Source organism: Bradyrhizobium sp. USDA 4538 (genome assembly GCF_024171045.1).
Classification (GTDB): domain Bacteria; phylum Pseudomonadota; class Alphaproteobacteria; order Rhizobiales; family Xanthobacteraceae; genus Bradyrhizobium; species Bradyrhizobium australafricanum.
This window is the reverse complement of record NZ_JALJZE010000001.1, coordinates 8699247-8720579: the sequence shown is the minus strand read 5'-3', so window position 1 is coordinate 8720579 and position 21333 is coordinate 8699247. Positions and strand designations below refer to the sequence as shown.

Annotated in this window: 21 protein-coding genes; 13 read left to right on the top strand and 8 right to left on the bottom strand. The window is 64.7% G+C overall.

What is annotated here, in order from left to right; translation table 11 throughout:
• Positions 1–3 precede the first annotated feature (3 nt).
• Both exbD and J2R78_RS40265 read left to right on the top strand, forming a co-directional pair.
• Positions 4–468, top strand: coding sequence for a TonB system transport protein ExbD (exbD, locus tag J2R78_RS40270; RefSeq protein WP_076826519.1), 465 nt, complete (start codon positions 4–6; stop codon positions 466–468).
• Positions 469–479: 11 nt separating this feature from the next.
• Positions 480–1274 (top strand): TonB family protein, encoded by a 795-nt coding sequence (locus tag J2R78_RS40265; protein ID WP_253609139.1) that lies wholly within the window; start codon positions 480–482, stop codon positions 1272–1274.
• 140 nt (positions 1275–1414) lie between these two features.
• Here the strand turns inward: J2R78_RS40265 and J2R78_RS40260 are convergent, their stop codons facing one another.
• From J2R78_RS40260 to J2R78_RS40245, 4 genes are all read right to left on the bottom strand, one after another.
• The gene (locus J2R78_RS40260) at positions 1415–2650 is read right to left on the bottom strand and encodes an ABC transporter substrate-binding protein (RefSeq protein ID WP_225160636.1); all 1236 of its coding nucleotides are present in this window, start codon (positions 2648–2650) and stop codon (positions 1415–1417) included.
• Positions 2651–2846: 196 nt separating this feature from the next.
• Positions 2847–3254, bottom strand: coding sequence for a hypothetical protein (locus tag J2R78_RS40255; RefSeq protein WP_026192644.1), 408 nt, complete (start codon positions 3252–3254; stop codon positions 2847–2849).
• Positions 3255–3357: 103 nt separating this feature from the next.
• Positions 3358–4038, bottom strand: a complete 681-nt coding sequence (locus J2R78_RS40250; RefSeq protein WP_038384092.1) for a site-2 protease family protein — start codon at positions 4036–4038, stop codon at positions 3358–3360.
• 85 nt (positions 4039–4123) lie between these two features.
• Positions 4124–5026, bottom strand: a complete 903-nt coding sequence (locus tag J2R78_RS40245) for a DMT family transporter (protein ID WP_253609138.1) — start codon at positions 5024–5026, stop codon at positions 4124–4126.
• A gap of 92 nt (positions 5027–5118) precedes the next feature.
• Here J2R78_RS40245 and J2R78_RS40240 point away from each other — a divergent pair, with 92 nt between their 5' ends.
• On the top strand, positions 5119–5991 hold the full coding sequence (locus tag J2R78_RS40240) for a LysR substrate-binding domain-containing protein (RefSeq protein ID WP_253609137.1): 873 nt from the start codon (positions 5119–5121) through the stop codon (positions 5989–5991).
• Here the strand turns inward: J2R78_RS40240 and J2R78_RS40235 are convergent.
• The 4 genes from J2R78_RS40235 to J2R78_RS40220 form a co-directional block, all read right to left on the bottom strand.
• A complete protein-coding gene (locus J2R78_RS40235) occupies positions 5988–6734 on the bottom strand; it encodes an SDR family NAD(P)-dependent oxidoreductase (protein ID WP_253609136.1) in 747 nt (248 codons plus the stop codon). The two genes, J2R78_RS40240 and J2R78_RS40235, sit on opposite strands and share 4 nt — an antisense overlap.
• A 12-nt stretch (positions 6735–6746) precedes the next feature.
• The gene (locus J2R78_RS40230) at positions 6747–7481 is read right to left on the bottom strand and encodes an SDR family oxidoreductase (RefSeq protein WP_253609135.1); all 735 of its coding nucleotides are present in this window, start codon (positions 7479–7481) and stop codon (positions 6747–6749) included.
• 112 nt (positions 7482–7593) lie between these two features.
• On the bottom strand, positions 7594–9432 hold the full coding sequence (locus J2R78_RS40225; protein WP_253609134.1) for an IlvD/Edd family dehydratase: 1839 nt from the start codon (positions 9430–9432) through the stop codon (positions 7594–7596).
• Between the two features lie 210 nt (positions 9433–9642).
• On the bottom strand, positions 9643–10671 hold the full coding sequence (locus tag J2R78_RS40220) for a LacI family DNA-binding transcriptional regulator (RefSeq protein ID WP_168855702.1): 1029 nt from the start codon (positions 10669–10671) through the stop codon (positions 9643–9645).
• 208 nt (positions 10672–10879) lie between these two features.
• Between J2R78_RS40220 and J2R78_RS40215 the strand changes: the two genes are divergently transcribed.
• The 10 genes from J2R78_RS40215 to J2R78_RS40170 all read left to right on the top strand — a co-directional run bounded on the left by J2R78_RS40215 (position 10880) and on the right by J2R78_RS40170 (position 21235).
• Positions 10880–11947, top strand: coding sequence for an ABC transporter ATP-binding protein (locus tag J2R78_RS40215; protein ID WP_028334988.1), 1068 nt, complete (start codon positions 10880–10882; stop codon positions 11945–11947).
• A 76-nt stretch (positions 11948–12023) separates the two neighbouring features.
• A complete protein-coding gene (locus J2R78_RS40210) occupies positions 12024–13343 on the top strand; it encodes an ABC transporter substrate-binding protein (RefSeq protein WP_057019733.1) in 1320 nt (439 codons plus the stop codon).
• A gap of 109 nt (positions 13344–13452) precedes the next feature.
• A complete protein-coding gene (locus tag J2R78_RS40205) occupies positions 13453–14412 on the top strand; it encodes a carbohydrate ABC transporter permease (RefSeq protein WP_018271134.1) in 960 nt (319 codons plus the stop codon).
• The gene (locus J2R78_RS40200) at positions 14405–15328 is read left to right on the top strand and encodes a carbohydrate ABC transporter permease (protein WP_016847193.1); all 924 of its coding nucleotides are present in this window, start codon (positions 14405–14407) and stop codon (positions 15326–15328) included. The genes J2R78_RS40205 and J2R78_RS40200 overlap by 8 nt, the downstream gene beginning before the upstream one ends.
• 52 nt (positions 15329–15380) lie before the next feature.
• Positions 15381–16367 carry a D-erythronate dehydrogenase gene (denD, locus tag J2R78_RS40195; protein WP_253609133.1) on the top strand — a complete coding sequence of 329 codons (987 nt, stop codon included), beginning with the start codon at positions 15381–15383 and terminating at the stop codon, positions 16365–16367.
• Positions 16368–16523: 156 nt separating this feature from the next.
• Complete coding sequence (locus tag J2R78_RS40190; protein WP_057019736.1) at positions 16524–17480, top strand: sugar kinase; 957 nt, start codon at positions 16524–16526, stop codon at positions 17478–17480.
• Entirely contained in the window at positions 17477–18127 is a 651-nt protein-coding gene (eda, locus tag J2R78_RS40185) for a bifunctional 4-hydroxy-2-oxoglutarate aldolase/2-dehydro-3-deoxy-phosphogluconate aldolase (RefSeq protein WP_253609132.1), read from the top strand. Before J2R78_RS40190 ends, eda begins: the two co-directional genes overlap by 4 nt.
• 45 nt (positions 18128–18172) lie before the next feature.
• Positions 18173–19342 (top strand): acetyl-CoA acetyltransferase, encoded by a 1170-nt coding sequence (locus J2R78_RS40180; RefSeq protein WP_253609131.1) that lies wholly within the window; start codon positions 18173–18175, stop codon positions 19340–19342.
• Position 19343: 1 nt separating this feature from the next.
• Complete coding sequence (locus J2R78_RS40175) at positions 19344–20882, top strand: class I adenylate-forming enzyme family protein (RefSeq protein WP_253609130.1); 1539 nt, start codon at positions 19344–19346, stop codon at positions 20880–20882.
• Between the two features lie 143 nt (positions 20883–21025).
• Positions 21026–21235 carry a hypothetical protein gene (locus J2R78_RS40170; protein ID WP_253609129.1) on the top strand — a complete coding sequence of 70 codons (210 nt, stop codon included), beginning with the start codon at positions 21026–21028 and terminating at the stop codon, positions 21233–21235.
• Positions 21236–21333: the final 98 nt, after the last annotated feature.

Below are 21333 nucleotides of genomic sequence, written 5' to 3'. Positions count from 1 at the left end.
GCGATGGCAGTCTCGATCTCCGAGAACGATGGCGACGACGATTTCGCGGAATCCCACGAGATCAACGTCACGCCGTTCATCGACGTCATGCTGGTGCTGCTGATCATCTTCATGGTGGCAGCACCGCTCTCGACCGTCGATCTTCCGATCGATCTGCCGACCTCCAGCGCGACGCCGCAGAAGAAGCCGGACAAGCCGACCTATCTCAGCATCAAGCCGGATCTGACGCTGGCGATCGGGGAGAACGCGGTGAAGCGCGTCGACCTGGTCAATTCGCTGGATGCCGTGCCCGACATGACCCGGGACAAATACGTGTTCCTGCGGGCTGATCGGATGGTACCCTATGGCGAGCTGATGGGCGTGATGGAGCTGCTGCGCGCCGGCGGCTACACGCACGTGAAGCTGGTCGCGCTCGAGGGCGTTCCGGGAGCGCCCGCGGCGGCGCAGGCCGATCCTGCCAAACCCTGACGGCGAACGCGATGTCCACCAACCCCGATCTCGATCTGCGGACCTCGAAGCGGCTCTGGGTGATCGCTGCCGTGACGGCAGTCGGGATGCATCTGGGCGGTGCCGCGCTGGCGCTGACCAATTTGCGCGGCGACGACGGCGACGAGGGGCTCGGCGCTGCCGGCGCGGAGTACGCCGTCGAGCTGGCTTCCGCGGATGCGACCGAGGAGGCCCTACCGCCCGGACCGCTGGCTGACGAGCAGCAGGCTGTGCAGGAAATGGCGCAGCAGAAGGCCGAGGTGAAGGACACCGACCTGCCTCAGGAAAAGCCGGTGGAGTCCGACGACCCCGATCGCATCGTGACGGAAGACACTGCCAAGAAGCAGAAGGAGGAGGAGGCCAAGGTCGCCAAGGTCGAGACCAACGCGCAGGAAGCGCAGCAGGCCTCGGAGGCGGCCGCGCCGACCAAGCTGGAGGACGCGCGTCAGTCGGAAACCACCAAGGCACCCAACCCAGGCATCGGCAAGGACAAGCTGCTGCTGACCGCCAAGTGGGGCAAGAAGATCAGCGCCTATCTCGACCTGCACAAGAAATTCCCGGAGAAGGGCAAGGCCAAGGAGGCCAAGGTGAAGGTCGCCCTGGTGCTGAATCGTCTGGGCAAGGTGCTGTCGGTTGCCGTGCTGGAATCGTCCGGAGATGCCGCCTTTGACGACGCGGCGATCTCGATGGTCCACCGGTCCGATCCGGTCCCGGCGCCGCCGGCCGACCTGACCGACGATCAGTTCTCCTTCAGCCTCGACGTCAATTACAACAAGCCGAAGAAGTAGCGAGCCGCGGCTGCCTGCGATCAGACGCCGGTGTCATTCCGGGGCGCGACAAGTCGCGAACCCGGAAATCATTTCTCCATTGAATGAGCCGCTGGTCGATTCCTGATTCGCCGTTTCACGCGGCCCGGAACGACGTTGCCTCAGCTCTTCTTCACCAGCGGGCAGACGCTCTTCTCGAGCGGGAGGAAGGCCTCGTCCGCGGGGATGGTGGCGACCAGCTTGTAATAGTCCCACGGATATTTCGACTCGGACGGCTTCTTCACCTCGAACAGATAGGCCGGGTGGATCTTGCGGCCGTCGACGCGAATCGAGCCCTTGCCGAACAGGGGATCGTCGGTCGGCATCTCCTTCATCTTGGCGACCACGGCGCGGCCGTCATGCGGATTGCCGCCGAGCGCTTCCAGCGCCTTGAAATAGTGGATCAGCGAGGAATAGACGCCGGCCTGCACCATGGTCGGCGGGTTCTTCTTGAAGCGCTCCATGAAGCGCTTGGAGAAGGCGCGGGTCTGGTCGTTCATGTCCCAATAGAATGTCTCGGTGAAGTTCAGCCCCTGCGCGACGTTGAGGCCGAGCGCGTTGATGTCGGTGATGAACAGCAGCATGCCCGCAAGCCGCTGGCCGCCCGAGACGATGCCGAATTCCGCGGCCTGCTTGATCGCGTTGGTGGTGTCGCCGCCGGCATTGGCAAGGCCGACGATCTTGGCCTTCGAGCTTTGCGCCTGCAGCAGGAAGGACGAGAAGTCGGCATTGTTGAGCGGATGCTTGACGCTGCCGAGCACCTTGCCGCCATTCGCGGTGACCACCGCCGAGGTGTCGCGCTCGAGCGCCTGGCCGAACGCATAGTCCGCGGTGAGGAAGAACCAGGTGTCGCCGCCGGATTTGACCAGCGCTTTGCCGGTGCCGTTGGCGAGCATGTAGGTGTCATAGACCCAGTGCACCGTGTTCGGCGAACATTGCGCGCCCGTGAGGTCGGACGAGGCCGAGCCCGAGTTCAGGTTGACGACGTTCTTCTCCTTCGAGAGGTTGGCAATCGCGAGCCCGACATTGGAGGCCGCGAGATCGACGAACACGTCGACCTTCTCGACGTCGATCCACTGCTTGCCGATATTGACCGCGACATCGGGCTTGTTCTGGTGATCGGCCGAGATCAGATCGATCTTCCAGCCCTTCGCCAGCAGCCCGGAATCCTCGATCGCCATCTGCGCCGCCACCGTCGAGCCGGGACCGCCGATATCCTGATAGAGGCCGGACTGATCGCCGAGCGCGCCGACCTTGGCGACCTTGTCCATCGTCTGCGCCGACGCACCGCCGCAGAACACGAGACTCGTGGTCATGACCAAGGCCGTCGTGACCGAGGCTGCAATGGAACGCTTCATCTTCCCTCCAATATGATTTTGTTTTTTTGAGTTCCGGATTATGCCCGGCATCGGGCGCATCGCCTAGAGCGCCGGCGCGATCGCTCGCGCGCGATATTCCACGCCACGGCGATTGCGCAGCCGGTAACGCGCGACGGGATGCCGCGGTGTGCGTAGTTCGATCATCAGACGCGGATAGGGTGAAGCGGGGACGGCACTATTTCCAGTAGTACCGGATCGCGACGTAGACCACGACGAGGCAGGCGAAGATCAGTGCCACCGGCATCGAACGCTTGGCGTTCGGGTCGGAGGTGCTCGTCTTCTTGGGGGGCAGGCGGCGGAACGTCGTGACGTTGCCGCTGTCGGCGACCGGCTCGCGCGCGCGCGCTGGAACCTCCGGCGCTTTGCCGGCGCCGCCCATCTCGACATAGTAAGTGCGGTACATCTCTTGGATGGTCGCCTCGCCGGCGTCGGCTTCGCTCATCTGTCCCAGCAGCTTGTTGTAAATGGCCAGGAAATTCTGCGCCTCAGGCGGCAAGGCGGAGGCGCCGTTCAGCTTGGCCATCATCTTCCAGGTCGCAAAGTCGGCCCGCGCGCGGGTGTCGGCGCGTCGTGCAATCAGCATATCGGCAGCTTTGATCACCATGGCCTCGAAGCGTTCCCGTCCTCAACGCGCGACCCGGAAAAATGGCTACCGGTTTTTCGGTCGGGTCGTGCGCAGATCAAGGCTATGTGTTTCCGGTAATGAGGAGAAGGGCGTTGATTACATAGCCGGTCAGAGTTCGCAGTATCGTTGAAATAACATCAAGATTTAGGCCGACTTGCTGGCCAATCACCGGCAGCAGGATCAACAGCCCGATGAGGATCAGCATGCCGTAGGGCTCCAGCCGGGCGAGCGGGATCGCCAGCGGCCTTGGCAGCAGCCCGACCGCGACCCGGCCACCGTCCAGCGGCGGGATCGGCATCATGTTGAAGATCGCGAGCACGATGTTGATCAGGAAGGCGTTTTTCAGATTGTCCGCGGTCCATTTTGCGGCATCGGCCGGCACCAATGGCAGCGCGTGGAATGCCAGCGCCGCGGCGATCGCCAGGATGATGTTGGTGGCCGGGCCGGCCAGCGCCACCCACACCATGTCGAGCTTGGGATGATTGAGCTTGCGGAAGTTCACCGGCACCGGCTTGGCGTAGCCGAACAGGAACGGCGAATGCGCGAACAGCAGCACTGCAGGCAGGATCAGCGTGCCGAACGGATCGATGTGCTTCAGCGGGTTGAAGCTGACGCGGCCGAGCTGCCAGGCGGTGTCGTCGCCGAGCCGATGAGCGACGAAGCCGTGCGCGGCTTCGTGAAACGTGATCGCAATGACGACCGGCAATACCCAGACGGAGATGTCATAGAGGGAGATGTTCAATGGCGTGCCGCCTCGGGTTCGCTGGGACCGGACCTTAGGCTAGCACGGATTCGCGGAAGGCCTTGCTGGCGAGCGTTGCCGCAGGTCAGCGCATGTCGGGGGCGACCGCGTGCGCCAGAGGCGGGTGGGTGGTCGCGATCCAGATGCCGGCGAACACGGTGACGATGCCGGCCACCAGATTCCAGCTCAGCGGCTCGCCGAGCAGGGCTGCGCCGACCAGCGATGCCGCGATCGGATTGACGGTGACCGAGATCGCCACCCGGGTCGGCGTCGTCCGCTCCAGCGCGAAGGCCCAGAGATAGAAGGTGAGCGCAGCGCCGAAGGCGCCGAGATAGATCGCGCCGAACCATTGCGGCGCGCCGAAATCGGCAACCGGCGCAAAACTGCCGCGCAGCAGCGAGGCGACAATGAGCACCACCGCCCCGGCGGCCATCGCGAGCGTGGTGAAGGGGATCGGGCCGGCGCGGCGGATATAGGGTTTTGACCAGATGCTGTAGAGCGCCATGCACAGCGCGGCTGCGATCATCAGGAGGTCGCCGCGCCAGGCACCAGGCGGCGCCGTGGCGAGGCCTGAGAGCAGCGCCATCGAGACGCCGAGGATGGTGATCAGGACGCCTGTGGTCTTGCGCGCGGTGAGCGCTTCGGCGCCCAGCACCGCGCCGACCAGCATGGTCAGCAGCGGCAGTGTCGACAGCGCGAGTGCGCCGCGCGCGGCGGTGGTGAAGATCAATGAGGCGTTGAACAGGACCGGAAACGCCGCAAAGAACAGCAGGCCGAGGCCGGCAACGCCGAGCCAGTCGCGCCGCGTCGGCCAGCTCCGGCGTTGCAGCAGTGCCAGCGGCAGCAGCAGCAGGACGCCGATGCCGAAGCGGAACGCGCCGATCGCCAGCGGGTCGATGGCGCCGACCAGAAACCGCGTCGCGCCGATCGAAGTGCCGCCGAGCGCGCTCGAGGCCACCGCCGCCAACACCCCCCAGATCTCGCCCATTCCGTTGGCCCCTTGGTTTTGCTTGCGCAATCTAGGGAAGGGAACATAATCAGGGAATGGAATAGATGTGATTGACTAAATCACAGATCGTTATGAGTGCGCCCATCCTGGACCCGGATCTTCTGCAGGCCTTTGTCGCGGTGGCGGAGCATCGCTCCTTCACCCGCGCGGCCTCGGCGCTGAACCGGACCCAATCCGCCGTCAGCATGCAGGTGAAGCGGCTGGAAGAGCGGCTGCAGGCCGAACTGTTTCACCGCAGCACGTCCAGTGTCGACCTGACTGCGGCAGGCGAGGGATTGCTCGGCTATGCCCGCCGCATTTTGAGCCTCAACGCGGAAGCGGTCGGCCGGGTGCGCGCGCACGGCACGGATGGACGGGTTCGCCTCGGCGTGATGGACGACTATGGGACGATGATCGTCCCGCCGCTGCTCAAGGACTTCATCGCCAGCTATCCGCTGATCCATGTCGAGATGGAGACCGGGCTGACGTCGACAATGACCGATCGGCTCGGCGAAGCCTATGACCTCGTGATCGCGATGCACCCCGAGGGACGCGGCGAGGGCGAGTTGCTGCGCACCGAGCAGGCGGTGTGGGCCGCGAGCGCCGCACATCGCGTCGAGGAACTCGATCCGCTGCCGGTCGCGCTCTATCCGCAGGGCTGCCTGTTCCGGAGCTGGGCGATGCAGGCGCTGGACGAGGCGAACCGGCCGTGGCGGCTCGCCTTTGTCAGCCACAGCCTGTCCGCGGTCGAGGCGATCGCGGCGCAGGGCCTCGCCGTGACCGTGGTCAAGTCGGGGACGTTTCCGCCGACGCTGCGTCGGCTGACCGCGCGCGACGGCATGCCGCGGCTGCCGCGGGCCGAGATACGGCTGCATCGCGCGCAAAACCTGTCGCACGCGGCGTCACTCCTGGCCGATCATCTCGTCGCGGCGCTGCGGCAGCCGGCGAGGCGAGCGGCGATCTAATAGGTCGCGCGGCCGCCGGAAATGTCGAACACCGCGCCGGTGGAGAAGGCACAATCCTCCGAGGCCAGCCATGCCACCATCGAGGCGAGCTCCTCGACCTGCACAAAGCGGGCCTTCGGGATCTTCGACAGCATGAAGTCGATGTGCGCTTGCGTCATCTGGTCGAAGATCGCGGTCTTCGCTGCGGCCGGCGTCACCGCATTGACCAGGATGTCGTGCTGCGCGAGCTCCTTGCCGAGCGATTTGGTGAGCGCGATCAGGCCCGCCTTCGACGACGAATAATGCGCGGCGTTCGGATTGCCCTCCTTGCCGGCGATCGAGGCGATGTTGACGATGCGGCCGTACTTCCGGCCGATCATGGTCGGCACGATCGCCTTGCAGCAGATGAAGGGCCCCTCGAGATTGATGCGCATCACCCGGCGCCAGTCCTCGAGATCGGTTTCCCATACCGGCTTGTTGGCTCCGGTGATGCCGGCGTTGTTGACGAGAATGTCGATCTTGCCGAACGCCCGCAGCGTTTGATCGCGCGCGGCGTCGACCGCGTCGGGATTGGTGACGTCGGTCTTGATCGCGATCACGTTCTCGCCGATCGCCCGCGCGGTCTTCTCGGCCAGCGGCTGGTCGAAATCCCAGATCGCGACCTTGGCGCCCGACGCGACAAAGCGCTCGGTGATGGCGCGGCCAAATCCCTGCGCGCCGCCGGTGACGACGGCACAGCGGCCGTTGAGATCGATCTTGTTCATGTTGCCTCCCGATTAGAGTGTCCAGCCGCCGTCGATGACATGCGCGACACCTGTCGTGAACGAGCTTTCGTTGCTGGCAAGATAGACGGCGAGCGCGGCGATTTCCTCGGCGGTGCCGAGCCGGCCCATCGGCTGGCGCGCAACGAACATCTCGCGTCCCTGCGGGCCGGCAGCCGCCGCACGCTCAAGCATCGAAGGTGTCTCGATAGTGCCGGGGCAGATGCAGTTGCAGCGGATGCCCTTGGTGATGAAGTCGGCCGCGACCGAGCGCGTCAGTGCCGCGACCGCGGCCTTGGTGGCGCTATAGACGTAGCGGTTCGGCGCCGCCTTCACCGCGCCGGCGGCGGAGGCGATGTTGACGATGGCGCCACCGCCCTGCGCCAGCATGCCGGGCAGGAAAGCGCGCGTGGTGCGGTGCATCGACTTGACGTTGAGGTCGAAGGAGAAATCCCAGTCGTCGTCCGAGCACTCCAGCACTGTGCCGTGATGCACAAAGCCCGCGGCATTGAGCAGGATGTCGGTCTTGCCCGCGCGTTTTGCCATTGCCTCGACGGCTGCGGTGTCGCGCACGTCGAGCTTCGCAACCTCGGCGACGCCTTCCTGCTTGAGCAGCGCAAGTTTGCCTTCGTCGATATCGGTCGCGAACACGCTCGCGCCCTCGCGGGCAAAGGCCAGCGCGCAGGCGCGGCCGATGCCGACGGCCGCTGCGGTTACGAATGCGCGCTTGCCCTTCAGGCGGTCTGACATGCGTTTCTTCCTTCTTTGACGATTTGCAGTGTCATGCGCGGGCTTGACCCGCGCATCCATCTTCGAGGAGCGATGGATTGCCGGGTCGCGCCCGGCAATGACGGTTTGCGTCCTAGTGATTGTCGCGCGCCACGCCGACCTTGCCGGCGATGTCGTGGTAGCGCGTCGCGAGCTCGAGGCAGGCGCCGGTCGCGTGCTGGCCGACGGTCTTGCGGTAGAGCTCCTGCCACGGCGTCTGGTTGGCCGGATGCGGGAAGCCGCCCTTGGCCTTCAGCTCGGCGCGGCGGGTGCGCAGCTCATCCTCCGAGATCATGATGTTGGCGCTGCCCTTGTTGAGGTCGATGCGCACCTTGTCGCCGGTCCTCAGGATCGCGAGCCCGCCATCGGCGGCGGCCTCCGGCGAGGCGTTGAGGATCGAGGGCGAGCCCGAAGTGCCGGACTGCCTTCCGTCGCCGATGCAGGGCAGGGATAGGATGCCGCGTTTGATCAGCGCGGCGGGCGGCTGCATGTTCACCACCTCGGCGCCGCCGGGATAGCCGATCGGGCCGGTGCCGCGGACGAACAGGACGCAGTGCTCATCGATGTCGAGCGCGGGATCCTCGATACGGTTGTGATAATCCTCCGGCCCCTCGAACACGATGGCGCGGCCCTCGAAGGCATTGAGGTCCTTCGGGTTGGACAGATAGCGGTCGCGGAATTCCTTCGAGATCACGCTGGTCTTCATGATCGCGGAGTCGAACAGATTGCCGCGCAGCACGATGAAGCCGGCGTCCTTCACCAGCGGCTTGTCGTAGCCCCAGATCACGTCGCCGTCGGGCGCAGGTGCTTCCTTGCAGTTCTCGCCCATGGTGCGGCCGTTGACGGTGAGGGCGCCTTCGTGGATGCGCTTGTGCTTGATCAGCTCGCGCACCACCGAGGGCACGCCGCCGGCGCGGTGATATTCCTCGCCGAGATAGAAGCCGGCCGGCTGCATGTTCACCAGCAGCGGGACGTCATGGCCGTATTTCTGCCAGTCGTCGATCGACAGCTCGACGCCGACATGGCGCGCCAGCGCATTGATGTGGATCGGCGCATTGGTCGAGCCGCCGATCGCGGAGTTGACCACGATGCAGTTCTCGAACGCCTCGCGCGTCAGGAAGTCCGACGGCTTCAAATCCTCCCAGACCATGTCGACGATGCGCTTGCCGGTCTCGTAGGCGATCTGGCCGCGCTCGCGATACGGCGCCGGGATCGCCGCGCAGCCCGGCAGCGAGAAGCCGAGCGCTTCCGCGAGCGAGTTCATGGTGGAGGCGGTGCCCATCGTGTTGCAATGGCCGACCGAGGGGGCCGAGGAGGCCACGATCTCGATGAATTGCTCATAGTCGATCTCGCCGGCGGCGAGCCGCTCGCGCGCCTTCCACACCACGGTGCCGGAGCCGGTGCGCTGGCCCTCGTGCCAGCCGTTCAGCATCGGGCCGCCCGACAGCACGATCGCCGGCAGGTTGACGGTCGCCGCCGCCATCATGCAGGCCGGCGTGGTCTTGTCGCAGCCGGTGGTCAGCACCACGCCGTCGAGTGGATAGCCGAACAGCACCTCGACGAGGCCGAGATAGGCGAGGTTGCGGTCGAGCGCCGCGGTCGGGCGCTTGCCGGTCTCCTGGATCGGATGGGTGGGAAACTCCATGGCGATGCCGCCGGCGGCGCGGATGCCCTCGCGGACGCGGTGTGCGAGCTCGAGGTGATGCCGATTGCAGGGCGACAGGTCGTTGCCGGTCTGCGCGATGCCGATGATCGGCTTGCCCGACTGCAATTCCTCGCGCGTCAGGCCGTAGTTGAGATAGCGCTCGAGATAGAGCGCGGTCATGCCCGGATTGTGCGGGTTGTCGAACCATTCCTGGGAGCGGAGCCTGCGGCCCTTGCCCTTGCTGGTCGCGCCTGCGGCGTCGTGCCCGTTGGTGGGGGATTTTGTCATTGGTTTCTCCCGCAATGCAAACTGGTGGGCCCATTCAAGGGCTCTGGTTCAACGTCGTTGCTACCTTGCGCAAATCGTCGTGCATTACAAACCCGACCGATCACGCACAGGTGTTTCGTGTGATGGATTGGACCTTAGTTGAAGGGTCTTGGTTGCGCTATCATTTTATCATTTTTCGCGTCTCCTATGACGGGCAGCTGCCGGGCGACCTCAATTGCGTCGCGCCGAGCTTTGCCGTTCCATGACACTGAAGCCGAGATCGACGACGGGTTCGGCGGGCCGGCGCCCTTCCAGCGTCTCGATCACCATCACGGCAGCGTTTCTGCCCATTTCGTAACGATTGGTGCGCACGCTGCTCAAGGTCGGCTCGCTCGACGCCATGAATTCGAGGTCATTGAAGCCGACGATCGCCATCTGCTCTGGCACCGCCACGTGCCGGCGCTTGCATTCGAACAGCGCGCCGAGCGCAAGGTCGTCATTGACGCAGAACACGGCGTCGATGTCGGGCGCCTTGGCGAGCAGGTCGGCAAACAGCGTCCCGCCGAGCGTGACCGAGGTCGGGATCGCCGTTGTCACAATAAGCTGTGGATCGAACAGCGCAGCGTCGGTCATCGCGGAGCGATAGCCGTCGAGCCGACGCTGCACCCGCGGGTCCATCCGCGCGCCGAGGAAGCCGATCCGCCGGTAGCCCTGCGCGAGCAGGTGGGCAATGGCCGCTTTTGCGGCGTCAAAATGCGAGAATCCGATCATCATGTCGATCGGGGAGGGACCGACCTCCATGATCTGGACGATCGGACAATCGACCGTCTCCATGATGCGGCGGGAATCGGCGGTCTGGTTGATGCCGGTAATAATCAGCCCGGCGGGCTTCTGTGCCAGAAACAGACGCAGCAGGCGCTCTTCCTGCAGGATGCTGTAGCGGGTGTTGGCGAGCTGAATGCTGTAGCGGCTGCCGTCGAGCGCGTCATAGATGCCGCGCAGCACGTCGGAGAACACGTTGTTGGTCAGCGACGGGATCAGGACACCGATCACCTCGGTGCGCTGCGACGCAAGCGCGCGTGCCGCGAGATTGGGCACGTAACCGAGTTCTTTTGCCGCACTATCGACCCGCGCGCGCTTGCCGGCCGAAAGTGCTTCCGGATTTCTGAAGAACCGTGAGGCCGTAATCGGACTGACACCGGCGAGCTTCGCGACTTCGGCGAGCCGGATCTTGCCTGGCGTGATGCGCTTTCGGGCCATTTGCCGCTCATATCACGACGTTCGTCGCAGACAAACTGATATTGACAGCGCTACCAAGCGATTGCTAATCGAACGATTGCCAAAACCGGATAAACTGCGGACAATAACGCCAGTCCAACAGCGCCGCGCACCCAGCGCGGCCGGAACACAAAACAGAGCGGTGGCGGCACTCGTCGTACGTCGTCGGGAACTTGAGGGAGGGAAGTGGATGTCGTCGGTCCAGATTCGCGACGTGCGGAAATCGTTCGGCAATTTTGAGGTCCTGCACGGCGTGTCGATCCCGATCGAGGACGGCGAGTTCGTCGTTCTGGTCGGCCCCTCCGGCTGCGGCAAGTCGACCCTGCTGCGCATGCTGGCGGGGCTCGAGAACATCACCTCCGGCACGATCTCGATCGGCGACCGCGTCGTCAACAATGTCCAGCCCAAAGAGCGCGACATTGCGATGGTGTTCCAGAACTACGCGCTCTATCCGCATATGACCGTCGCCGACAATATGGGCTTCTCGCTCAAGCTGCGCGGCGCCAAGCCCGAGGAGATCTCGACCGGCGTCAAGCGCGCCGCGGAAATCCTTGCGCTGACGCCGCTGCTCGAGCGCTATCCTCGCCAGCTCTCCGGCGGCCAGCGCCAGCGCGTCGCGATGGGCCGCGCCATCGTGCGCGATCCCCAGGTGTTCCTGTTCGACGAGCCGCTGTCGAACCTCGACGCCAAGCTGCGTGTTGCGATGCGCACCGAAATCAAGGAGCTGCACCAGCGGCTGAAGACCACGACCGTCTACGTCACCCACGACCAGATCGAGGCCATGACCATGGCCGACAAGATCGTCGTGATGCATGACGGCATCGTCGAGCAGATGGGCTCGCCGCTCGAACTCTATGACACGCCGGCGAACCAGTTCGTGGCCGGTTTCATCGGCTCGCCGGCGATGAATTTCCTCAAGGGCAATGTGAAGGTGAACGGCGCCGCCTATTTCGAGGGACCGAACGGCGTCAAGCTGCCGCTGAAATCGGCGCCGGCCAATTCCGACGGCCAACCCGCGGTCTACGGCGTGCGGCCCGAGCATTTCACCATCGCCGATGACGGCGCCGAGGCCGAGATCGTGGTGGTCGAGCCGACCGGCTCGGAGACCCAGGTGTTCGCCAAGCTCGGCGGCGAGCAGGTCGTCGCCGTGTTCCGCGAGCGCCATCTGTTCAACCCGGGCGACAAGGTTCGGCTCAAGCCGGATCCGTCGCTGGTCCATCTGTTCGACGATTCGACGGGGAAGCGACTGAACAGCTGACGGACCGATCGATCTTAATGGCCGACCAACAGGCCAGATCAAAAACAACAAAAACACAATCATAGGGAGAAGGACGATGCACGATTTTACTCGCCGCTCGCTACTTCAGGGCGGCACGGCGCTGGCTGCAACCGGCATGCTCACCGGGCCGGCGCTGTTTGACTTCGCCAAGGCCTGGGCGCAGAGCGCGCCCTGGAAGGCGGAGCCCGGCGCCAAGCTCACCGTGATGCGCTGGAAGCGCTTCGTGCCCGCGGAAGACGATGCATTCAACGCCATGGTCGCGGCCTTCAAGTCGGCAACCGGCACCGAGATGAACGTGTTCAGCGAGTCCTTCGAGGACGTGCAGCCGAAGGCCTCGGTCGCCGCCAACACCGGCTCGGGTCTCGACCTCGCCTGGGGCCTGCACACGCTGCCGCAGCTGTTCCCGACCAAGGTTCTCAAGATGAACGACGTTGCCGACTATCTCGGCAACAAATATGGCGGCTGGACCGAAGCCGCGGCCAAGACCTGCAAGCAGGGCAATGACTGGCTCGGCATTCCCGTCGCGACCATCGGCGGCTATTTGACCTATCGCAAGTCGGCGGTCGAGAAGGCCGGCTTCAAGCAGGTGCCGTCCGATTTCCCGGCCTATCTTGAACTGTGCAAAGCGCTGAAGAAGAACAACACGCCGGCCGGCTTCGCGCTCGGCCACGCCACCGGCGACGCCAATGCCTGGGTGCACAACATCCTCTGGGGCCACAACGCCTGGACCGTCGACAAGGACGACAAGGTCATCATCAATTCGCCGGAGACGATGAAGGCGCTGGAGTATGCCAAGGCGCTGTCGGAGACCTTCATTCCGGGTGTCGCGTCCTGGAACGATTCCTCCAACAACAAGGCCTTCCTGTCGGGCGAGCTGTTCCTGACCTCGAACGGCATCTCGATCTACGTCGCGGCCAAGGACGATCCGAGCAAGAAGGAGCTCGCCGAGGACATCGACCACGCATTGTGGCCGGTCGGCTCGATCGGCAAGCCGACCGAATTGCAACTCGCGGTTCCGATCCTCGCCTTCAACTTCTGCAAATATCCGAACGCGGCGAAGGCCTTCATCGCCTTCATGCTGGAGAAGGAGAATTTCGAGAAGTGGCTGTCGGGCGCGCGGGGTTATCTCACCCACACGCTCAACGCCTACGACTCGGCTCCGGTGTGGACCGCCGATCCGAAGAACGCGGTGTTCGGCCAGGCCTCGAAGCGCGCGCTGCCGGCCTCCGGCATCGGCACGCCCGGCGAGAAGGCCGCGACCGCGATCGCCGACTTCATCGTGGTCGACATGTTCGCGAACTACTGCACCGGTGCCAAGGACGGCAAGGCCGCGATGGCGGAAGCCGAACGGCAGCTGAAGCGTATCTATCGCTGATGTGATGGCCGCGGGCGGCGGAGCGCCGCCGCCCGCGTCATCATTGGAATGCCATCATTGGAATATTGCGTAGTCATGCTCAATCCGTTGAGCAATCGGGACATCGCCTATGGCTGACATCGCCCTCGCGCCGCGACGTGCGAAAACCGAAATCCGCGAAGCGACCGCATGGGATCAGCTCCGCCACAACAAGAACTGGCTCGGCTTCTGGTTCATGTTGCCGGCGATGGCGTTCCTGATCTTCTTCCTGGCCTATCCGCTTGGGCTCGGCATCTGGCTGTCCTTCACCGACACCCGCATCGGCCGCGTCGGTCATTTCATCGGCACTGAGAACTATGAATGGTTGTGGGACGATGCCATCTTCTGGCTGTCGGTCTTCAACACGCTGCTCTACACTTTCATCGCGAGCGCCGTGAAGTTCGCGGTCGGGCTCTATCTGGCGCTGCTGCTCAACGAGCGCATGCCGTTCAAGGCGCTGTTGCGGGCCGCGGTGCTGATCCCCTTCATCGTGCCGACCGTGCTGTCGGCGCTGGCGTTCTGGTGGATCTTCGATTCCCAGTTCTCGATCATCTCCTGGTCGCTCAAGCATCTCGGCCTGATCACCCAGAACATCAATTTCCTCGGCGACACCACCTGGGCCCGGATCTGCGTGATCTTCGCCAATATCTGGCGCGGCGTACCGTTCGTGGCGATCACGCTGCTGGCGGGCCTGCAGACCGTGCAGCCGTCGCTGTACGAGGCGGCGACGTTGGATGGCGCCTCGCGCTGGCAGATGTTCCGCTACATCACCTATCCCTTGCTGACGCCGATCATCGCCGTCGTGATGACGTTCTCGGTGCTGTTCACCTTCACCGATTTCCAGCTGATCTGGGCGATGACCCGTGGCGGCCCGGTCAACGCCACTCATTTGATGGCGACGCTGTCGTATCAGCGCGCGATCATCGCGGGGCAGTTGGGCGAGGGCGCCGCGATTTCGAGCGCGATGATCCCGTTCCTGCTCGCCGCGATCATGGTGTCATGGTTCGGGCTGCAACGCAGGAAGTGGCAGCAGGGAGAGAGCAATGACTGATCTTCCCGCCTCCAAGGTCGACCTCAAGAGCATCCTGTCGACGCCGTCGCGCGTCGACAACAGCGAGGGCATGAGCTACCTGCAGTCGGTGCCGCGGCGCATCGTGACGCTCTACATCCCGCTGTCGATCATCGTGATCATCCTGCTGTTCCCGTTCTATTGGATGGGGCTGACGGCGATCAAGCCGGACGAGCAACTGCTCGATCTCGACAAGTACAATCCGTTCTGGACCTGGAATCCGACCTTCAAGCACATCCACAAGCTGCTGTTCGAGAGCTACTATCCGCATTGGCTCTGGAACACGATGTATGTGGCGGTGGGCGCCACCGTGCTGTCGATCATCGCGAGCGTGCTCGCGGCCTATGCGATCGTGCGGCTGCGCTACAAGGGCGCCAACGTCGTCGGCGGCCTGATCTTCCTGGCCTATCTGGTGCCGCCGTCGATCCTGTTCATTCCGCTCGCGACCGTCGTGTTTCAGTACGGCCTGTTCGACTCGCCCCTGGCGCTGATCCTGACCTATCCGACGATCCTGATTCCGTTCTCGACCTGGCTGTTGATGGGCTATTTCAAGACCATCCCGTTCGAGCTCGAGGAATGCGCACTGATCGACGGCGCCAGCCGCTGGCAAATCCTGATCAAGATCGTGCTGCCGCTCGCTGTCCCCGGCCTGATCTCGGCCTTCATCTTCTGCTTCACCCTGTGCTGGAACGAGTTCATCTATGCGCTGACGTTCCTGCAATCGACCCCGAACAAGACCGTCCCGGTCGCCATCGTCAACGAATTCGTTGACGGTGACATCTATCGCTGGGGGTCCCTGATGGCAGGGGCGCTATGCGGCTCGCTGCCGCTGGTTATTCTTTACGCGTTCTTCGTTGAGCATTATGTCTCGGCGATGACGGGTGCCGTGAAGGAATGAGCGCGCAAGGCCCGCAGCTGAATTCGAACAAGACAAGAAAAGGAGCAGGGTCGTGCACATTCTGATTCTGGGCGCCGCCGGCATGGTCGGCCGCAAGCTGACCGAGCGTCTCTTGCGCGAGGGCCGCCTCGGCAAGCAAGAGATCACCCGGATGACGCTGCAGGACGTGGTCGCGCCGGCCAAGCCCGCGAATGCCTTGATCCCGGTCAATGTGGTCGCATCCGATTTCGCCGATGCCGGCGCCGCGGCGCCCTTGATCGCCGAGCGTCCCGAGGTGATCTTCCATCTTGCCGCGATCGTCTCGGGCGAGGCCGAGGCCGAGTTCGACAAGGGCTACCGGATCAACCTCGACGGCACCCGCTATCTGATCGACGCCATCCGTGCCGTCGGCGGCGGCTACAAGCCGCGGCTGGTGTTCACGTCCTCGATCGCGGTGTTCGGCGCGCCGTTCCCCGAGAAGATCGGCGACGAATTCTTCCATACGCCGCTGACGAGCTACGGTACGCAGAAGTCGATCTGCGAGCTCCTGATCAACGACTACACCCGCAAGGGTCTGCTCGACGGGATCTCGATCCGCCTGCCGACAATCTGCGTGCGTCCGGGCAAGCCGAACAAGGCGGCGTCCGGCTTCTTCTCCAATATCATCCGCGAGCCGCTGGCGGGCGAGGAGGCGGTGCTGCCGGTCTCCGAGGACGTCCGGCACTGGCACGCCTCGCCGAAATCGGCGGTCGGCTTTCTGGTTCACGCCGGCACGATGGATCTCAACGCGATGGGGCCGCGGCGCAATCTCAGCATGCCGGGGATGTCCGTCACCGTCGGCGAGCAGATCGCGTCGCTGGAGCGCGTCGCCGGCAAGAACGTCACCGCGCGCATCAAGCGGGTGCCCGATCCGACCATCATCAGCATCGTCTCGGGCTGGCCGCGCGATTTCGCTACTGACCGCGCGCTGAAGCTCGGCTTCACCACGGCCGAGAAGACGTTCGACGACATCATCCGGATCCATATCGAGGACGAACTCGGCGGCAAGTTCGCCGCCTGAGCAACGTCCGGGCTAAAGCATGATCCGGAAAAGTGCGAAGCGGTTTCCCTCGCGACAAACGCGGAACGCGTTTGCGCGAAGATCATGCTCAGACAAGGGGCTAAGGCGCGATGATGATTCAACCAGGCTTCATCGCGCTTTAGCGCGGCGCTCGAGATGACCAGAGTTGCCAGCATCGGCGAATGCATGATCGAGCTGCGCCAGGCCCCTGGCGGGCAGCTCGGCGGGCTGTATTCGCGCTCCTATGGCGGCGACACGCTCAACACCGCGGTCTATCTGTCCCGGCTCGGCATCCACGTCGATTACTTCACGGCGCTCGGCGATGATGCGCTGAGCGATGAGATGATCGCGGGCTGGGCGAGCGAGGGCATCGGCACCAAGCATGTCGCGCGATCGGCGGGCAAGCTGCCCGGCCTCTATCTGATCCAGACCGACGACAAGGGCGAGCGGCGCTTCTTCCACTGGCGTGACAGCGCCGCCGCCCGCGACCTGATGGATCTGCCCGAAACGGAAGACATCCTGAATTCGCTCGCGACCTATGACGTCGTCTATCTCTCGGCGATCACGCTCTCGATCCTGCGCGAGGACGGGCAGGAGCGATTGCTGGCGGCGCTGAAGCGTGCGCGGCTGTTGGGGACGCGGTTTGCGTTCGACACAAATTTCCGCGCCCGCGGCTGGCCGGACCTGAACGTCGCGCGGAAGGTCTTCAGCAGCGCGTTCGAGACGGCCGATATCGTGCTTGCCTCGACCGAGGATCTGGCACCGCTTTATCCCGGCGAGAGCAACACGGCGCTGCTGGCCGGCATCTCGAGCCCCGAGGTGGTGCTGAAGCTCGCCGAGCCGGCCTGCATCGTGCGCTCGGCCGGCGGAACGCGCGAGGTGAAGGCGGAGCAGCTTACCAAGCCGGTCGTCGATACCACCGCGGCCGGCGACAGCTTTGCCGCCGCCTATCTCGCCGCGCGGCTCGGCGGCGCCGAGCCAGAGGAGGCGGCGCGCGCCGGCCATCGGCTGGCCGGTGTCGTGGTGTGCTATCCCGGCGCGATCATTCCGCGTTACGCCATGCCGCCGAAAAAGGCGCTTCGTCTCCCACCATCCCGCAAGGCCTCGCAATGACAACGACATCGAAGCAGGACCGGATCGCCGAGCTGATCCGCCAGGCCACCGTGATTCCGGTGCTGACCATCGAGCGGCTCGAGGACGCGGTGCCGCTGGCGAAGGCGTTGGTCGCCGGCGGCGTGCGGACGCTCGAGGTGACGCTGCGGACGGCGGTCGCGGTCGACGCGGCCAGGGCCATCATCGCCGGTGTGCCGGAGGCGATCGTCGGGATCGGCACGATCCTCAATGGTGACGACCTGGTGCGCGCCGAGGCACTGGGCGCCAAATTCGGCATCAGCCCCGGTGCGACGCCCGAGCTGTTGACGGCGGCAGCCGCCAGCCGGTTGCCCTTCGCGCCGGGGATCGCGACCGCCTCCGAGTTGATGCAGGCGCTGGCCCACGGCTTCGACGTCGTCAAATTCTTCCCGGCCGAGCAGGCGGGCGGTATCAAGGCACTGCGGGCTCTGGCCGGGCCATTTCCGCAGGTCAGGGTGTGCCCGACCGGCGGGGTCAGTGAGGCCAATGCGGCGACCTGGCTCGCCGAGCCGAATGTGCTGGCAGTCGGCGGTTCCTGGCTATGCCCCGCGGCCGATATCCGCGCCGGCAATTGGGCCGGCATAACCGCCATGTGCGCGAAGGCGATGAAAACGCTGAAAGCCGCCTGAAGATACGCTACATAACTCTCCGAACAGGAACAGGGAGATACGGCCATGACCGCCAGCATCGTGGGTTGGGCGCACACGCCATTCGGAAAGTTCGACGCGGAGACCGTCGAGGGTCTCGTGGTCAAGGTCGCCAACGAGGCGCTGGCTGACGCCGGCATCGCCGCGTCCGATGTCGACGAGATCATGCTCGGCCATTTCAACGCCGGCTTCTCGCCGCAGGATTTCACGGCCTCGCTGGTGCTGCAGGCCAATCCGGCGCTGCGCTTCAAGCCGACCACCCGGGTTGAGAATGCCTGCGCCACCGGATCGGCCGCCGTGCATCAGGGCATTCGCGCCATCGAAGCCGGCGCCGCGAAGATCGTGCTGGTGGTCGGCGTCGAGCAGATGACGAAGACGCCGGGCCCGGAGATCGGCAAGAACCTGCTCAAGGCGTCGTATCTGCCCGAGGACGGCGACACGGTCGGCGGCTTTGCCGGCGTGTTCGGCAAGATCGCGCAGGCCTATTTCCAGAAATACGGCGACCAGTCGGATGCGCTGGCGATGATCGCCGCCAAGAACCACAAGAACGGCGTCGCCAATCCCTATGCGCAGATGCGCAAGGATTTCGGCTTCGAGTTCTGCCGCGCCGAGAGCGACAAAAACCCGTTCGTCGCCGGTCCCTTGAAGCGCACCGACTGCTCGCTGGTCTCGGACGGCGCCGCCGCGCTGGTGCTGACCGATGCCGTGACCGCCAAGACCATGGGCAAGGCGGTGAACATCCGCGCCACCGCGCATGCGCAGGATTTCCTGCCGATGTCCAAGCGCGACATCCTGCAGTTCGAAGGCTGCACCACCGCCTGGCAGCGCGCGCTGCAGAAGGCCGGCCTCCAGCTCTCCGACCTGTCCTTCGTCGAGACCCATGACTGCTTCACCGTAGCCGAGCTGATCGAATACGAAGCGATGGGCCTGACGCCGAAGGGACAGGGCGCGCGCGCGATCATGGAAGGCTGGACCCAGAAGGACGGCAAGCTGCCGGTCAATCCGTCCGGCGGCCTCAAGGCCAAGGGCCATCCGATCGGCGCCACCGGTGTCTCCATGCATGTGATGAGCGCGATGCAGCTCACGGGGCAGGCGCCCGAGGGCATGCAGCTCAAGAACCCGCAGATCGGCGGCATCTTCAACATGGGCGGCGCCGCGGTCGCCAACTACGTCTCGATCCTCGAGCCGGCGAAGTAGCTTGAACATTGCCGAATGGCTGGCGGCGACGGCACGGGCGCGTCCCGACGCGCCGGCGCTGCTGACCGGTTTCGATCTCGACGCCGACTATGCCACCTTTGCCCGCCGCGCCGCCTCAATCGGGGCGGCGCTGGCGCGCGATCACGGCATTGCCGCCGGCGACCGCATCGCGCTGTTTGCGTCGAACTGCACGCAATATCTCGAATGCCTCTACGGCATCTGGTGGATCGGCGCTGCCGCGATCCCGATCAATGCCAAGCTGCACGGCCGCGAGGCGGCATGGATCTGCGGCAATGGCGGTGCCAAGCTCGCCTTCGTCTCCGACGATACGATCGGTGCGTTGACCGAGGCGAAGGCGGATGCTCCCGCCGGCATGACCATGCTGTCGGTCGACAGCGACGCTTACAAAACGATGCGAAGCGGCGAGGGCCCACCTGCGCCGCTGCCGCGCGAGAGCAACGATCTCGCCTGGCTGTTCTACACATCGGGCACCACCGGCCGTCCCAAGGGCGTGATGCTCAGCTACGGCAATCTGGTCGCGATGTCGCTGTGCTATCTCGCCGACGTCGATCCGGCGACGCCGCACGATGCCTCGCTCTATGCCGCACCGATCTCGCATGGCGCCGGCCTCTACAATTTCCCGCATGTCCGGATGGGCGGCCGCCACGTCGTGCCGGAGTCCGGCGGCTTCGATCCGGACGAGGTGCTCAACCTCGGCCGCCAGCTCGACAATGTCGTGATGTTCGCGGCCCCCACGATGGTGCGCCGCCTGGTCGATGCCGCGAAGAAGCGCGGCGAGAACGGCGAAGGGCTGCGCACCATCATCTATGGCGGCGGTCCGATGTACACGGCCGACATCACCGATGCGATGGCGACGATGGGCCAGCGCTTCGTGCAGATCTACGGCCAGGGCGAGTCGCCGATGACCATCACGGCGCTGTCGCGCGGCTGGCACGCCCGGAGCGATCACCCGCGCTATCTCGAACGGCTGGCTTCGGTCGGGCTGGCGCAGAGCGTCGTCACCGTGCGCATCACCGACAGGGACGGCAAGCCGCTGCCTGCCGGGGAGACCGGCGAGATCGAGGTCAAGGGCGCGACCGTGATGCTCGGCTACTGGAACAATCCGAAGGCCAATGCCGAGACGCTGAAGGACGGCTGGCTGCGCACCGGCGATGTCGGCCGCCTCGACGCCGACGGCTTCCTCACGCTGTCGGACCGCTCCAAGGACGTGATCATCTCCGGCGGCACCAACATCTATCCGCGCGAGGTCGAGGAAGCCCTGCTGACCCATCCCGATGTCCGCGAGGTCTCGGCCGTCGGTGTGCCGGATCCGGAATGGGGCGAGATCGTCGTCGCCTGCGTCGTGCTGACGGAGGGCACTGCCGCCGACGACGGCAAGCTCGACGCGCATTGCCTTGCCTCGATCGCCCGCTTCAAGCGGCCGAAGCGCTATGTCTATCTCGATGCCCTGCCGAAGAACAATTACGGCAAGGTGCTGAAGACCGCGCTGCGGGAGATGCTGGCCAAAGGCATGGGCTAAAGCGGGGCGAGGCTGGGTTGAATCGAAAACATCGAAAACAACCCCATGCACAGTAGGGATTGGGGTCACTAAGGCGGTTAGGGGATATGCCCGGACCTCCCGCCGCGCTAAGCTGCCTGTGCTTGTCACCGGGAGAACGGACCATGGGAATCGAGACGTCTCTGTCGCTGTCGGAAGTGAACGATCGTATCGCGATCCTCCGGGACAATATCAGGCAGCTGATCGAGCAGGCCGCAGGCGCTGCCGGCGCCGAAGTCGAGGAGCGCATCGCCGAGCGGCTCGAGCAGCAGAATGCGGAACTGGAGAAGCTCCTGAAGGCGCGCGAGGTGATGACGGGGCAGTCGCTGGCATAAGGGCGGCGGTGAATCCGCTTCGTTTTGCCCACCCTGCGTTCCGCCGCACGGAAGCGGCCCGGCCGCGGCCATGCATACGCCCATACGCCCGGCGCAGC

What these genes read in the sequence shown, in the direction of transcription:
- J2R78_RS40210 (WP_057019733.1), top strand. Translation starts at nt 12,024, where the DNA reads ATGCACGATTTTACTCGCCGCTCGCTACTTCAGGGCGGCACGGCGCTG.
- J2R78_RS40190 (WP_057019736.1), top strand. Translation starts at nt 16,524, where the DNA reads ATGACCAGAGTTGCCAGCATCGGCGAATGCATGATCGAGCTGCGCCAG.
- eda (WP_253609132.1), top strand. Translation starts at nt 17,477, where the DNA reads ATGACAACGACATCGAAGCAGGACCGGATCGCCGAGCTGATCCGCCAG.
- J2R78_RS40260 (WP_225160636.1), bottom strand. Translation starts at nt 2,650, where the DNA reads ATGAAGCGTTCCATTGCAGCCTCGGTCACGACGGCCTTGGTCATGACC.
- J2R78_RS40265 (WP_253609139.1), top strand. Translation starts at nt 480, where the DNA reads ATGTCCACCAACCCCGATCTCGATCTGCGGACCTCGAAGCGGCTCTGG.
- J2R78_RS40255 (WP_026192644.1), bottom strand. Translation starts at nt 3,254, where the DNA reads ATGCTGATTGCACGACGCGCCGACACCCGCGCGCGGGCCGACTTTGCG.
- J2R78_RS40180 (WP_253609131.1), top strand. Translation starts at nt 18,173, where the DNA reads ATGACCGCCAGCATCGTGGGTTGGGCGCACACGCCATTCGGAAAGTTC.
- J2R78_RS40230 (WP_253609135.1), bottom strand. Translation starts at nt 7,481, where the DNA reads ATGTCAGACCGCCTGAAGGGCAAGCGCGCATTCGTAACCGCAGCGGCC.
- J2R78_RS40225 (WP_253609134.1), bottom strand. Translation starts at nt 9,432, where the DNA reads ATGACAAAATCCCCCACCAACGGGCACGACGCCGCAGGCGCGACCAGC.
- J2R78_RS40200 (WP_016847193.1), top strand. Translation starts at nt 14,405, where the DNA reads ATGACTGATCTTCCCGCCTCCAAGGTCGACCTCAAGAGCATCCTGTCG.
- J2R78_RS40215 (WP_028334988.1), top strand. Translation starts at nt 10,880, where the DNA reads ATGTCGTCGGTCCAGATTCGCGACGTGCGGAAATCGTTCGGCAATTTT.
- J2R78_RS40220 (WP_168855702.1), bottom strand. Translation starts at nt 10,671, where the DNA reads ATGGCCCGAAAGCGCATCACGCCAGGCAAGATCCGGCTCGCCGAAGTC.
- J2R78_RS40240 (WP_253609137.1), top strand. Translation starts at nt 5,119, where the DNA reads ATGAGTGCGCCCATCCTGGACCCGGATCTTCTGCAGGCCTTTGTCGCG.
- J2R78_RS40170 (WP_253609129.1), top strand. Translation starts at nt 21,026, where the DNA reads ATGGGAATCGAGACGTCTCTGTCGCTGTCGGAAGTGAACGATCGTATC.
- J2R78_RS40205 (WP_018271134.1), top strand. Translation starts at nt 13,453, where the DNA reads ATGGCTGACATCGCCCTCGCGCCGCGACGTGCGAAAACCGAAATCCGC.
- J2R78_RS40235 (WP_253609136.1), bottom strand. Translation starts at nt 6,734, where the DNA reads ATGAACAAGATCGATCTCAACGGCCGCTGTGCCGTCGTCACCGGCGGC.
- exbD (WP_076826519.1), top strand. Translation starts at nt 4, where the DNA reads ATGGCAGTCTCGATCTCCGAGAACGATGGCGACGACGATTTCGCGGAA.
- J2R78_RS40245 (WP_253609138.1), bottom strand. Translation starts at nt 5,026, where the DNA reads ATGGGCGAGATCTGGGGGGTGTTGGCGGCGGTGGCCTCGAGCGCGCTC.